Below are 11,964 nucleotides of genomic sequence, written 5' to 3' on the forward strand. Positions count from 1 at the left end.
CGGGCCGGCTGGTCCACGACGAACTTCCCCGCGCAGCAGCAGCGCTGAAGCGACCGAGGTGAATCCGGCCCCGGGGCGGTCCGATCGCGGCGGGTCGCTGTTCCTCGGTCGGACGCGCGGCCGTCCCCGGCGCGATGCAGAGTCGAAGCGGGGCCCGCGCCGCGCGCCCCTGGACCCGAGGAGTACACCGTGACCGCGAGATCGTCGTTCCGGCCGTCCACGCTGCCGCCCTGGCCCGTGCGCCTGCCACGCCAGCCCGATCCGCGACGGGACGACAGCGAGTGAGTACGGGCGCGGTGCCGGCCGGGGCGCGGTTCCCTGCGGCCGGGCCGCCGGACCCGGACCGGGATGCGGAGCAGCACCGCGACTGGGTCGCGCAGGAATTCACCTGGATGGCGGCGTGCGGAGAGCTGCAGCTTCCGTTGCCGGGCGGCGGACGGACCCGCGCCCGCTGGAAGGCACTCACGCGGTGGGCGCAGCGGGACCTCTCGCTGGCCCGGCTGGTCGAGGGCCATACGGACGCCGTGGCGATTCTCGCCGAGCTCGGCGCCCCGGGCGCCGGGCCGGCTCCGGTGAGCGGTGCCGGGGCCCGGTGGGGGGTGTGGGCGGCGGAGCCCCCCGGCTACACGCTGGAGGCGTACCGGGAGGGAGGCGGGTGGCGGCTGTCCGGGGTGAAGCCGTTCTGCTCGGGTGCCAGGGTGTGCACCCATGCGTTGGTGACCGCGCGGGAGGGGGAGCGGCGGCGCCTGTTCGCCCTCGAGGTCGAGCAGCCGGGCGTCGTGCCGTGGCCGGACAGCTGGCCCGGGCCGGGCATGGCGGGCAGCGACACGCTGGACGTGGAGCTCGACGCCGTGCGCGCCGTGCCCGTCGGCGAGCCCGGGGCCTATCTGGAACGGCCCGGCTTCCACCACGGCGGGATCGGCGTCGCAGCGTGCTGGCTCGGCGGTGCCCGCGCCGTCGCCCGCACACTGCTGACCGCCGCACGAACATGGGATCTGGACCCGCACGCGCTGGCCCACCTCGGTGCGGTCGACGCCCGGCTGGCCACCGTCGACGCCCTGCTCGACAGCGCTGCCGCTGCCGTCGACACCGACCCGGGCGACCGGGAGGGCACTGCCCTGCTGCGCACGATGCGGGTGCGCGCCGCCGTCGAGGACGCCGGCGGCGACGTCCTCGCCCGGGTCGGCCGGGCGCTGGGCGCCGCGCCGCTCGGCCACGACGTCACCCACGCACGCGCGGTGGCGGACCTCACCGTCTACCTCCGCCAGCACCACGCCGAACGGGACCTCGCCGCACTCGGCCGAGCCGCCCGAGCAGCCCGATCGGACTGGGAGGACGTGTGACCGATCACCCGTTCCCGCCGTCACCCGCCGGCGCGACCCGGCCGACCGGGTCGGCACCCGCCGACCCCATCCGAGCGGCCGGCACCCCCGAGCGGGACTGGCAGGCCTGGCCGGGACTGCGGGCCCTGCCCGCCCTCGATCCGCTCACCGGGCTGCCGCCCGCCCCGCCGGGGCGCCCGCGCCGGATCCTCATCGTGGCCGCCCACCCCGACGACGAGGTGCTCGGCCTCGGCGGCACGATCGCCGTCCTCGCCGCCGCCGGCGTCCGGCTGCGCCTGGTGTCCGTCACCTACGGCGAGGCCTCCCACCCGCACAGCAGGGCCCCGGTCGCCCGCGACCTCGCGGCCGTCCGGACCCGGGAACTGCACCAGGCGCTCGGCCGGTTGGGCGCCGACGTGCAGAGCGTGGCCCTCGGCGTCCCCGACGGCGGGGTCGCCCGGAACGAGCGGATCGTGACCGGCGAGCTGGCGGAGCTGCTGACGGACTGCGACCTGTGCGTGGCGCCGTTCAGCGGTGACCTGCACCCGGACCACGAGGCGGCCGGCCGGGCCGCGCTCGCGGCGGGCAGGGCCCGGGAGGTGCCCGTGTGGGAGTACCCGGTGTGGGCGTGGCACTGGGCCGTCCCCGGCGACGCACGGCTGCCGTGGCACCGAGCGGTCCGGGTCGCGCTGCCGCCCGCCGCCCGGGACCGCAAGCGCACCGCACTGGAGTGCTTCCGCAGCCAGGTCCGGCCGCTCGGCGACGGCCCCGGCGACGAGGCGATCCTGCCGCCCGCCGAACTCGCCCACTTCCGGCGGGACTTCGAGGTGCTCTGGCGATGAGCGCACCCGACGGCACGCAGCAGGACGGCGGTACGCCGCAGGAGTACTTCAGCCGCATGTACACCGCCCGGCCCGACCCGTGGCAGCTCGCCGACCGCTGGTACGAGCAGCGCAAGTACGTCCTCACACTCGCGGCCCTCCCCGAACGGGAGTACGCCAGCGCGTTCGAGCCGGGCTGCTCTGTCGGCGTCCTGTCGGCCCGACTGGCCGGCCGCTGCCGGGCCCTGCTCTCCTGCGACCGGGAGGAGCTGGCCCTGGCACAGGCCCGCTCACGGCTCGCCCACCTGCCGCACGTACGCGTCGAGCGCCGCGTGCTGCCCGAGGACTGGCCCGGGCCGCAGGAGAGCTTCGACCTCGTCGTCCTGTCCGAGCTGCTGTACTACTTCCCGGCCGCCGCCGGCGCCGATCTCCTGGAGCGCGCCGTGAGCTCCCTCGGACCGGGCGGCACCCTGCTGCTCGTCCACTGGCGCCGTCAGGTGGCCGAGCACGCCCGCAGCGGCGACGACGTCCACGAGCAGGCGCGCACCCACCCGGCCCTGGTCCGCATCGCCGCACACAGCGAACCGGACTTCCTGCTCGACGTGTTCATCCGGCCGCGGCAGGCCGGCACACCGGCCGAGCACCTGTCGGTCGCCGCCGCCGAGGGGCTGACGTGATCCGTGCGCTGGCCGTGATCGTGCCCGCCCGCGACGAGGCGGAACTCCTCGGCGGCTGCCTGGCGGCGCTGCGCCGGGCCGCCCGGCATCCACAGGTGCGGGGTCTGCCGGTGCGGGTGATCGTCGTGGCCGATGCCTGCACGGACGCCACCGCGGACATCGCCCGCCGCAATGGCGCGGAACTGCTGGAGATCACCGAGGCCAACGTCGGCGCGGCCCGCGCGGTCGGCAGCGACCACGCCCTGGACACCACCCTCGCCGCCGGGTCGGGGCCGGGAAGCCTGTGGCTGGCCCACACCGACGCGGACTCCGTGGTCCCGGCCGGCTGGCTCGCCCGGCAACTCGCCCACGCCGCCGCCGGCTGGCACGCGGTGGTGGGAACCGTCCACGTCACGGACTGGACCGGCCACCCGGACGGCGCCGCCGCCGCCTTCCGACGGCACTACCGGCAGGACCGCGCGGCCGCCTGGCACCCGCACGTCCACGGCGCCAACCTCGCCGTCCGGGCCGACGCCTACCGCGCGGCCGGCGGATTCGAACCGCTGGCCGTCGGTGAGGACCGGACCCTGGTCGCCGCCCTGGAAGCCGCCGGCCACCCCGTCAAGCGCACCACCCGGAACCCCGTCGCCACCTCCGCCCGGCGCGATCCCCGCGCCCGCGGAGGATTCGGTGACTTCCTCCAGGGCCTCGACACCATCACCCCGTGACCACCGCCGCCGCCGGACCGGGCAGCGCGCCGAAGCGCACCATGGTGCACGCCCCTGGTGCGGACCCCGCCCGGCGCCGGGTCCTGCCGCGCTCACGGCCTGTCACCTGCGTGTTGTCCCGGGGGCAGGTCGGGGGTGTGATGGAGTGGGCGACTATGGCACAGGCTGATGGGGAGCCCGACCGGGTCGTGGTGGACCGGTCGGAGGGGTTCGGTGAGCGGCTGCTCGGTGTGCTGCTGGACCGGGCGCACGAGATGCCGCCCCAGCTGATCGCCCCGTTGATCGCCGAGGAGGTCGGCATCGTCGGGGGCCGGGAGGTCTCGATCCTGCTGCAGGACTACGAGCAGCTGATGCTGGTCCCGCTGCGCGGGCGGCGGTTGAGGGTGGGGGAGCCCCAGCCCATCGACGCTTCCCCCGCCGGCACGGCGTTCCTGCGCGCGGCGGCGGTGGAGGTGGTGCAGCCCGACGGGGTGCGGATGTACCTTCCGCTGCTCGACGGCAGCGACCAGGTGGGGGTCCTTGCCCTGACGCTGGACACCGTGGACGACGACGACCGGCGGCTGCTGCGGCGGCTCGCCGGTCTGGTGGCCGACATGCTGGTCACCAAGAACGGGTACACCGACGAGTTCTTCAAGGCGCGTCGCCTCGTCCCGATGACGACCGCCGCGGAGATCCAGTGGTCGCTGCTGCCGCCGCTGACGATGTCCACCCCGCAGGTCGAGGTCGCCGGGATCCTCGAACCCGCCTACCGGGTGGCCGGTGACAGCTTCGACTACGCGCTGAACGGCGACATCCTGCACGTGGCCGTGATCGACGCGATGGGCCACGGGCTGGACGCGGCGGTGATGGCGACGGTCGCCATCGGGGCCTACCGGCACTCCCGGCGCTCGGGCATCGCGCTGGCCGAGACGTACGCCTTCATGGACACCGCCATCGGCGGCCAGTTCGGACCCGAGCAGTTCGTCACCGCGCACATGATGCAGCTCGACGTCGCCTCGGGACGCCTGCAGTGGGTCAACGCCGGCCACCCGGCGCCGTTGCTGATCCGCGACCACGACGTGGTCCAGCAGCTCAAGGGCCCCACGACGTTGCCGGTCGGATTCGGCGGTGAGCAGCCACGGATCAGCGAGCAACTGCTGCAGCGCGGCGACCGGGTGCTCTTCTTCACCGACGGGCTCGTGGAGGAGCACCTGGCCGGCGGTGAGCAGTTCGGTGAGGAGCAGCTGATCGACGTCGTCACGCGGGTGGGGCGTGCACACGTCGGCCTTCGGTCGACGGTGCGGGCGCTGTCCCACACCCTGAAGCAGGCGCGCGGCGGCGCCACCAGCGACGACGCGACGCTCTTCCTGGTCGAGTGGCGGGGCGGCAGCGCCGACCACCTCGCCACGGCCGGCTGGGACGACAGCGCCGGCACCCCTCCCGGAAGGCCGGGCAGCACCCGGGACCGGCCCCCGGCAGGCTGACCCGGCCACGGGTCGGCGAACCCGACCCGCCTCACGGGGACAGCTGACCGGGCCGGCCCGGCGGCCGGGTGGCCAAGCGGTCAGACACCCGTGGTCTGGTCGCCGATCATGCGGATCAGGCCCGCGCGGCCGCCCTGACGCAGCTCGCGCCGCTGGCGGGCTGCTCCGTTGCCCTCCCGCAGGACGCGATCCAGCACCGGCGCGATGTGCCTGCTGTCCCCCCCGGCGGCCGACGCGATGAACTCCAGGAGCGCGGCGGCCGCATCGCCGGCCGCCCGCAGCCCGCCGTGCAACGGGTCGAACACCTCGCCGGCGCACCCGTACCGCGCCCCGTGCCAGACCGCGGCATCCAGCACCTCGGGGCGCACCGCGGGCGCCGGGTTCCCGGCCGCCGCGTCGGCGAGCAGCCGGGCGGCGAGGGCCCTGACGATGCCGGCCAGCATCACCGCCTCGTCCGCGCGCAGCTGCACGTCCATCGCGCGGAGCTCGACGGTGGGGAACCGCTCGGACAGCCGGATGTGCCAGTAGATCTGACCGCTGTCGCGGATCAGCCGGTCCTCGACCAGGGCCAGGGTCCGGCGATCGTAGTCGGCCACGCCCTCGAACAGCGGCGGCGGCCCGCTGACCGGCCAGCGGCTGAAGACCAGCGTGCGCCAGCTGGCGAATCCGGTGTCGGTGCCCTGCGCCAGCGGCGAGTTCGCGGCGAGCGCCACCAGCAGCGGGAGCCACGTCCGCAAGCCGTTCAGCAGCAGGACGCCGGTCGCACGGTCGGGGATGCCGAGGTGGACGTGCATGCCGGTGATCAGCTGCTCGTCGGTGAGGCGGGGTGCGTCGCTGTGCATGACCTGGTAACGGGCGGTGTCCGTGACCGGAACCGGCAGCCGGTCGGTGAACGGCGCCCCGGCGCACGCGGCGAGCAGGCAGCCGTCCCGGGCCGCCGCCCGGCCGAGGGCGTGGCGCATCCGCAGGAGGTGGCCGCCCACCTCGTCGAGGTCCCGGCAGACCGGGGTCGCGATCTCCAGCTGCGCCTGGAGCAGCTCCCGCTGGACCTCGCCCCGGTCCATCGCGGGCTGGAGATCGGCTGCCCGGCGCACCTGCGAGGCCCGGGCGACCGGTGTACCGGCCACCGGGTCGAGCAGGAGGTACTCCTCCTCCACGCCGAGGGTGAGCATGCCTGTCGGATACCCCGGGGAGACCGGCGCAACCGTGGAACGCGAGAGGCAGTCCTGCCGGTCCGGGTCAGTCCGGGTCAGTCCGGGGGCTCGGGCGTCCCGGGCCCCTCGGGCTCACCCGGGCGGCGGGGCGGGAGGGGCGGGTCGGGCGGCGGGACGGGCCGGCCCGGCGGCGCCGGTGGGTCCGGAGAGACCGGAGGCGCGACCGGCGCAGGCTCCGGCGGCCGTGGAGGCCCTGGCGGCGGCACAGGGGTGACGTCAGGGTCGGGTGGTACGGGAACAGTGCCCATGAGAACCGGGCTCCTCTCAGCCGAGGGCGTCTTCGAACTGCTTCGTGTCTTCCTCGAGCGACTACGGACGCTACGGTCCATGGCCTGCAGCTCCGCGTCTGCCCCGCACCGGCGGGGACGAACCCCGCACCGCGCCGGGCGGCACCCGCTCTCACCGGCCCGGGCCCTGGTCGGACCGGTCGCTCATCGGCGCGGCGCCCGGCCCACGTCCTGTGGCACAGGAGTGGTGCGGAGGAGTCCAGTCCCGCCGTCGGTCAGAGGTGCCGGCCCGGCCGCGCAAGGTGCGACCTCATCGGGAGTGCACCGGCCGCCGGGCCCGGACAGCGGCGAGGTCTGCCCCGGCCACCGACGCGAGGCCGCCGGAGTCCCCCGCTCGTCGGAAGCCGGTGCACCGGGGAGGTGCAGCCGGCGCCGTGCACCCGCCGCGGGCCTTCAGGGTCAGACGCCGAGGATCTCGCGGATGAGGCTCAGCTTGCCTTCGGCGCTGAGTGCCGAGGGCCTGCGCGCCAGCAGGCCGTCCAGGACGGCCGGGACGTCGCAGGAATCGGGGGCCTGGATGACGCCGATGACCTGGCAGCGCAAGCCGCCGTCCCGGACGTAGACCCACAACTCCTGGTCCTTGTGCGGCTCGTCGTTCTCCTTCGGCGACAGCCGCCAGGCCGGGAACCAGCCGAGTCCCTCGGTGGTCAGGCTCTCGGCGATCTCCGCCAGGACGTGCCTGCCGAGCCGCCCGTAACCGAGCTCCCGGCGCAGCTCGCCGAGCGACGTCCTGGCCAGACCGCCCCCTGCGCGGCAGCGCCCGGCCACCGTGTCGGTGCCGCCGTCCTTGGGAGGCGCCGACACTTCACCACGCAAATTCTCCAGGGTGTCCATATTCGTCCCAACGAAGCGAACTGCAAAAACGATGCGCCCTTGCACTGTCCCGGGTGCATCCGACGAATTCGTCCCTGCGATGCCGGGGGGCGCTTCAGGTGCGTCCACCCCCGTGGCCCGTGCCGCTGACGACACGCCAGCGGCAAGCAGGTGATGTTGCGACAATCTGACAGCGACACCACTCATTTGGATTCTTAATAGGCCTCCGATCCTATGGTGCCATTGGTGTGTGCGCAGTCGAGTGTCAGGTCATCAGATTTTCGGTGTACGCACGCTCTCTGAATCCGGGACGGGCCAGGCGCCCCTGGTTTCCGGTGCGATTGACCTGTCCTGACACCCGACCAGATCTCTTCACAGCCACCCGGAGTCCCCCCGGGGATTGCCGAACGCGACGGCGATACGAAAGGTCATGTCCTATGGCATCGGATGCCACCCTGTCCGCCCCTCCCGACAGCGGGCGTAGACGCACCGGATTCAAGGAAGCCCTCTATCTCCTGCCCGGATTGACGTTGTTGGTGACCAGCACGTTGATCTCCCACCCCGCGTACGCCGCCCAGGCGCCGGTGACCCTGGGGACCGACACCAGCTACGCGGTCCTGGGCGGTTCGACGGTCACCAACACGGGCCCCAGCGTCATCAACGGCGACCTGGGCCTCAGCCCGGGTTCGTCGGTGACGGGCTTCCCGCCCGGCATCCTCAACGGGGTCCAGCACGTGGCCGACGCGGCGGCCCTTCAGGCCCAGTCCGACCTGGTCATCGCGTACAACGACGCGGCCGGCCGGGCGCCCACCGCACTCGTCTCCGGTGACCTGGTCGGGTTGACGCTGACGTCCGGCGTGTACAAGTCCACGTCGTCACTGGCCCTCAACGGCACGGTGACGCTCGACGCCCAGGGCGACCCCAACGCCGTCTTCATCTTCCAGATCGCCTCCACCCTGATCACGGGCTCGGCGAGCAACGTCAGCCTCATCAACGGCGCGCAGGCCTGCAACGTGTTCTGGCAGGTGGGGAGTTCTGCCACCATCGGGACCAACTCCTTCTTCAAGGGCAACATCCTTGCTCTCACATCGATCGCGGCGCAGACCAACACCGTGATCGAGGGCCGGGCGCTGGCACGCAACGGCGCGGTCACGCTGGACACCAACACCATCACCCGGGCCGCCTGCACCGTCGGCCCGCCCGGACCGAGCGGCCCGCCCGGACCGACGGGCTCGGCCGGCCCCACCGGCCCCACCGGCCCGGCCGGTCCCACCGGTCCCACCGGCCCGGCCGGCGCCCCGGGTGTCCCCGGTGCTCCTGGCGCTCCGGGTGCTCCTGGCGCTCCGGGTGCTCCGGGTGCTCCTGGCGCTCCGGGCGCCCCGGGTGTTCCTGGTGCCCCTGGTTCTCCCGGTGCGCCCGGCCCGACTGGCCCGGCAGGGCCCGCTGGTCCTGCTGGTCCTGCTGGTCCGGCTGGGCCCGCTGGTCCTGCCGGCCCGGGTGGCCCGGGTGGCGGGCACGGTGGTGGTGACGAGCACGGCGGTGGCGACCACGGCGGCGGTGAGCACGGCGGCGGTGAGCACGGCGGTGGCGACCACGGCGGGGAGCACGGCAGGGGAGACGAGCACGGTGGCGGTGGTGACCACGGCGGGGGCGGTGCCGAAGGGAAGGGCGACCACGGCCAGGCGTCGAACAGCCCCTCGCCGGGCGTCCCGTCCCGGACGGCTTCGGCGGCCGCCCCGTCGAAGGTCCCCTCTCAGGGCCACGGTGCCGGTCTCGCCGAGACCGGTGCCGGCGGAGCCACCGGTATCGCGGCCGCGGGGGCGATCCTGCTGGCTGCGGGTGGGATCCTCCTGGCCGTCCGGACGAGAATGAACCGAGCCGGCGGAGCCGGACGACGGCACTAGCCGACGAGAGCGCCTAGCCGACGAGCGCCCTGAGCCCCCGGACCCAAGCAACTGCCCGGGGGCTCAGGCCTGCGCGGTGAGGAGCGGCACGACCGTTGAGCGCGCAGATCCGGGGGGTGCCGTCCGCCGGCCGGTGGTCCGGGTGGTGGTCCGGGTGGTCGCGAACGAGCCCCGGCCGGTCCGGTGTCGACCGTCGGCCAGGGCTCGTTGGGTGCGCGACCCACAGGCGCGCGCGGTGCGGTCAGCCGGTCTTCTCGTCGTGGCCGCCGAAGCCCTTGCGCATCGCGGACAGGGCCTTGTCGGCGAAGTCGTCGAGGTGGCGCGAGGAGAAGCGGGAGTACAGGGCGGTGGTGAGCACGGGCGCGGGCACGCCCTCCTCGATCGCGGCGATCGAGGTCCAGCGTCCCTCGCCGGAGTCCGAGACGCGGCCCGCGAAGCCCTCGAAGCCGGGCGATTCGACGAGGGCGGCCGCGGTCAGGTCGAGCAGCCAGGACCCGATCACGCTGCCGCGCCGCCAGACCTCGGCGACCGCGGCGGTGTCGATGTCGTACCGGTAGTACTCGGGGTGCTCCATCGGCGCCGTCTCGGCGTCCGCGTCGGTGTGGCGCTTGCCGGCGTCCGCGTTGTGCAGGATGTTGAGGCCCTCGGCGAGCGCGGCCATCATGCCGTACTCGATGCCGTTGTGGACCATCTTGACGAAGTGGCCCGCACCGTTCGGGCCGCAGTGCAGGAACCCCTCCTCGGCCGTGCTCGGCGCGCCGGTGCGTCCGGGGGTGCGCGGCGCGTCGCCGGTGCCGGGGGCGATGGTCGCGAAGATCGGGCGCAGGCGCTCGACGACCTCGTTCTCGCCGCCGATCATGAGGCAGTAGCCGCGGTCGAGCCCCCAGACGCCGCCGCTGGTCCCGCAGTCGATCAGGTGGACACCGCGGTCGGCCAGCGCCGCGGCGCGGGCGATGTCGTCGCGGTAGTACGAGTTGCCGCCGTCGATGACGGTGTCGCCCGGGGCGAGTTCGGCGGCCAGGGCCTCGATGGTGGTGCCGGTGATGTCGCCCGCGGGCACCATCACCCAGGCCGCCCGGGGCGGGGTCAGCTTCGCGGCCAGGTCGGCCAGCGAGCTCGCGCCGATCGCGCCGTCCTGCTCCAGCGCGGCGACCGCCGCGGGGTTGACGTCGTACACCACGCAGGTGTGGCCGTCGCGCATCAGCCGGCGGGCGATGTTGGCGCCCATCCGGCCGAGCCCGACCACGCCGAGCTGCATCGGTTCACCGGTCGCCATGTTCTGCACTCCTGTCGTGACTAGGGTCGTGACTAGGGTCGTGACTCGCGTCGTGCGCGCTGGAGAGCCAGGGCAGCTGCCAGGTGGTGCGGCCCGGGCCGGAGGCGGGACCCCAGGACCCCTGCCGGTAGGGCACGGGTGCGGGCGGGTGGTCCACCAGCGGCTGGATGACCCGCCAGGTCTCCTCCACCACGTCCTGCCGGGTGAACAGCGAACGGTCGCCGGTCAGCGCGTCGTTGAGGAGCCGCTCGTACGGCTCGGGGGGTTTGCCGAGCTCGGCGGCGAAGGACAGGCCCAGGTGGACGCTGTCGGCCGACTGCCCGGAGGCCTGCTTGGAGAGCAGGCCGATCCGCAGGCCGGGGTCCGGGTCGATCCGCAGCACCAGCTCGTTGGGGGCGGGGTGCTCGGGCTCGTCCAGGAACGCCAGCCGGGGCGGGCGCTTGAAGACCACCCGTACCTCGGTGGCCCTGGCGGCCAGCGCCTTTCCGGCCCTGATGAAGAACGGCACCCCGGCCCAGCGCCAGTTGTCCACCTCCAGCGTGAGTTCGACGTACGTCTCGGTCGTCGAGCCCGCCTTCACCCCGGGGACGTCCAGGTAGCCCTCGTACTGGCCGCGCAGGCAGCGGGCCGGATCGACGTCGGCCATGGCCCGGAACACGTCCACCCGCCGGTCCCACAGCGCGTCGGACCCGGGGCCGACCGGCGCCTCCATCGCGATCAGGGCGAGGACCTGGAGCAGGTGGTTCTGCACCACGTCGCGCAGCGCGCCGACCGGGTCGTAGAACGCCCCGCGGTCCTCGACGCCGAAGTCCTCGGCCATGGTGATCTGGACCGCGGCGACGTGATCGCGGTTCCAGAGCGGCTCCAGCACCGCGTTGGCGAACCGCAGGAACTGGATGTCCAGCACGGGCTGCTTGCCGAGGAAGTGGTCGATCCGCAGGATCTGCTCCTCGCCGAGCACCCGGTGGAGCCGTGCATTGAGCGCCCGGGCGGACGCCAGGTCGTGACCGAACGGCTTCTCCAGCATCACCGTGGCACCCGCGGTGAGGTTCGCCGCGGCCAGGGCCTCCACCACCGGGGCGAACAGCGACGGCGGGATCTCCAGGTAGAACAGCGGCCGCTCGGCGCCCTTCAGCCGGGCCGCCAGCGACCGGTAGGTGGCCGGGTCGGTGAAGTCGCCCCGCAGGTAGGACACGCGCCGGGCCAGCCGCTCGAACGCCGCCGCCTCCACGGCCGTACCGCCGCCTTCCAGCGCCGCGCCCATGGCGGCCACCAGGTGCTCCTGCGACCAGTCGTCGAGCGCCACGCCGATGATCGGACAGCGCAGCAGTCCGGCCGCCTCCAGCCGGTAGAGCGCCTGGAAGGTCATCTTCCGGGCGAGGTCACCGGTGATGCCGAAGATCACCAGGGCATCGGCGCTCATCCCCGCACCCCCCGCAGTCCGGCTCCACCGTCGAGACCGCACAGGACCGCCCGAACC

10 protein-coding genes are annotated in these 11,964 nt (G+C 74.2%); 6 read left to right on the forward strand and 4 right to left on the reverse strand.

Going from position 1 to position 11,964, the window contains the following annotated elements:
• Positions 1-281 precede the first annotated feature (281 nt).
• From AA75_RS25525 to AA75_RS25545, 5 genes are all read left to right on the forward strand, one after another.
• Positions 282-1,343: an acyl-CoA dehydrogenase family protein gene (locus AA75_RS25525; protein ID WP_199520410.1), complete on the forward strand. Its 1,062-nt coding sequence runs from the start codon at positions 282-284 to the stop codon at positions 1,341-1,343.
• Entirely contained in the window at positions 1,340-2,164 is an 825-nt protein-coding gene (locus tag AA75_RS25530) for a PIG-L deacetylase family protein (protein WP_082526822.1), read from the forward strand. Before AA75_RS25525 ends, AA75_RS25530 begins: the two co-directional genes overlap by 4 nt.
• Positions 2,161-2,820, forward strand: coding sequence for a bifunctional 2-polyprenyl-6-hydroxyphenol methylase/3-demethylubiquinol 3-O-methyltransferase UbiG (locus tag AA75_RS25535; RefSeq protein WP_051813315.1), 660 nt, complete (start codon positions 2,161-2,163; stop codon positions 2,818-2,820). Before AA75_RS25530 ends, AA75_RS25535 begins: the two co-directional genes overlap by 4 nt.
• The gene (locus tag AA75_RS25540) at positions 2,817-3,527 is read left to right on the forward strand and encodes a glycosyltransferase family 2 protein (RefSeq protein WP_033822592.1); all 711 of its coding nucleotides are present in this window, start codon (positions 2,817-2,819) and stop codon (positions 3,525-3,527) included. Before AA75_RS25535 ends, AA75_RS25540 begins: the two co-directional genes overlap by 4 nt.
• A gap of 155 nt (positions 3,528-3,682) precedes the next feature.
• On the forward strand, positions 3,683-4,990 hold the full coding sequence (locus tag AA75_RS25545; RefSeq protein ID WP_082526823.1) for a PP2C family protein-serine/threonine phosphatase: 1,308 nt from the start codon (positions 3,683-3,685) through the stop codon (positions 4,988-4,990).
• A gap of 80 nt (positions 4,991-5,070) precedes the next feature.
• Here AA75_RS25545 and AA75_RS25550 read toward each other — a convergent pair whose 3' ends face one another.
• Both AA75_RS25550 and AA75_RS25555 read right to left on the reverse strand, forming a co-directional pair.
• The gene (locus AA75_RS25550) at positions 5,071-6,162 is read right to left on the reverse strand and encodes a glutamate--cysteine ligase (protein WP_033822593.1); all 1,092 of its coding nucleotides are present in this window, start codon (positions 6,160-6,162) and stop codon (positions 5,071-5,073) included.
• A 728-nt stretch (positions 6,163-6,890) separates the two neighbouring features.
• A complete protein-coding gene (locus tag AA75_RS25555; RefSeq protein ID WP_051813317.1) occupies positions 6,891-7,295 on the reverse strand; it encodes a hypothetical protein in 405 nt (134 codons plus the stop codon).
• Positions 7,296-7,840: 545 nt separating this feature from the next.
• Here AA75_RS25555 and AA75_RS52390 point away from each other — a divergent pair.
• Positions 7,841-9,208, forward strand: a complete 1,368-nt coding sequence (locus tag AA75_RS52390; RefSeq protein ID WP_233289188.1) for an ice-binding family protein — start codon at positions 7,841-7,843, stop codon at positions 9,206-9,208.
• A 241-nt stretch (positions 9,209-9,449) separates the two neighbouring features.
• On the opposite strand, the gene gnd is transcribed toward AA75_RS52390, so the two are convergent.
• Positions 9,450-10,466 (reverse strand): phosphogluconate dehydrogenase (NAD(+)-dependent, decarboxylating), encoded by a 1,017-nt coding sequence (gene gnd / locus AA75_RS25570; protein WP_082526826.1) that lies wholly within the window; start codon positions 10,464-10,466, stop codon positions 9,450-9,452.
• Positions 10,467-10,470: 4 nt separating this feature from the next.
• Positions 10,471-11,907 carry a glucose-6-phosphate dehydrogenase gene (locus AA75_RS25575; RefSeq protein ID WP_051813322.1) on the reverse strand — a complete coding sequence of 479 codons (1,437 nt, stop codon included), beginning with the start codon at positions 11,905-11,907 and terminating at the stop codon, positions 10,471-10,473.
• Positions 11,908-11,964 lie beyond the last annotated feature (57 nt).

Origin of the sequence: Kitasatospora sp. MBT63 (genome assembly GCF_000710465.2) — a bacterium.
GTDB lineage: Bacteria > Actinomycetota > Actinomycetes > Streptomycetales > Streptomycetaceae > Kitasatospora.